This window comes from Paenibacillus sp. 2KB_20, assembly GCF_052115765.1.
Taxonomy (GTDB): Bacteria; Bacillota; Bacilli; order Paenibacillales; family Paenibacillaceae; genus Paenibacillus_AQ.
Genome location: NZ_JBFRHH010000042.1, coordinates 1 through 584 on the forward strand (window position 1 = coordinate 1; position 584 = coordinate 584).

Annotated in this window: 2 rRNA genes; both read left to right on the forward strand. The window is 46.0% G+C overall.

Annotated elements, in window-relative coordinates:
* Positions 1 to 102 (forward strand): 16S ribosomal RNA (locus AB4124_RS34045); the annotation flags it as partial.
* Between the two features lie 337 nt (positions 103 to 439).
* Positions 440 to 584: ribosomal RNA gene (locus AB4124_RS34050) — 23S ribosomal RNA — on the forward strand; the annotation flags it as partial.

Below are 584 nucleotides of genomic sequence, written 5' to 3' on the forward strand. Positions count from 1 at the left end.
GGTAACCCKTAMGGGAGCCAGCCGCCGAAGGTGGGGTAGATGATTGGGGTGAAGTCGTAACAAGGTAGCCGTATCGGAAGGTGCGGCTGGATCACCTCCTTTCTATGGAGAATCGTCTTCTGCAACGAAGACATTCAAATATGACTTCTTATGAAGTCACCCTTAAAATCAGGTTTAGGCCTGTTACTCRCTCGTTGGTCAGTTTTGAGAGTTCAACTCTCATTTGATCCTTGAAAACTAGATAACGAAACGAATTTGCGCAATTAGAAATATCCTTTTAGCTGAACTTGTGTCAAGCAATTGATCAAGTTTTTATAAAAGTAGCAGCGAAGGTTTTGGGATCATCGATCCTTTGGAAGTTCGTTTCCACCTATTAACTCGTTTAGTAGATCAGGAAACAAACGGACAACAGAGCGATGAGCACAATAACTGGAGCATTGGTTAAGCTACTAAGAGCACACGGAGGATGCCTAGGCGCTAGGAGCCGAAGAAGGACGTGGCGAACAACGATACTGCCTCGGGGAGCTGTAAGCAAGCTTCGATCCGGGGATGTCCGAATGGGGAAACCCAGCTGATGTAATAGT